This window comes from Pseudomonas sp. FW305-28 (assembly GCF_017351395.1).
Classification (GTDB): Bacteria; Pseudomonadota; Gammaproteobacteria; order Pseudomonadales; family Pseudomonadaceae; genus Aquipseudomonas; species Aquipseudomonas fluorescens_AA.
Window position 1 is genome coordinate 1 of the sequence record NZ_JACNDD010000318.1, and the last position, 267, is coordinate 267.

1 protein-coding gene is annotated in these 267 nt (G+C 69.7%); it reads right to left on the bottom strand.

Going from position 1 to position 267, the window contains the following annotated elements; all coding sequences use genetic code 11:
• The coding region (locus J4E53_RS30620; RefSeq protein WP_207268304.1) for a hypothetical protein at nt 1-267 on the bottom strand (267 nt) is incomplete at both ends.

The following is a 267-nucleotide window of genomic DNA, read 5'->3' on the forward strand; positions in this document are numbered from 1 at the left end:
TCGGCGAGTCGGGTTTCCACTGGCCCTTGGGGCGCTTCGTAGCAGTGCAGGGCGAAATGCTGTTCGTCGGGCTCGGGCAGGGCGTGGCGGTCGAGCTTGCCGTTGGCGGTCAGCGCGAAACCGTCCACCTGGACGAAAGCTGCCGGCAGCATGTAGTCCGGCAGCACGGCTGCCAGGCGGGCGCGCAGGGCGTTGGGTTCTTGCGCCTCGGTGGCGCTGAAGTAGGCCAGCAGGCGCTGCTGGGCATCGGCCAGCACCAGCGCCTCG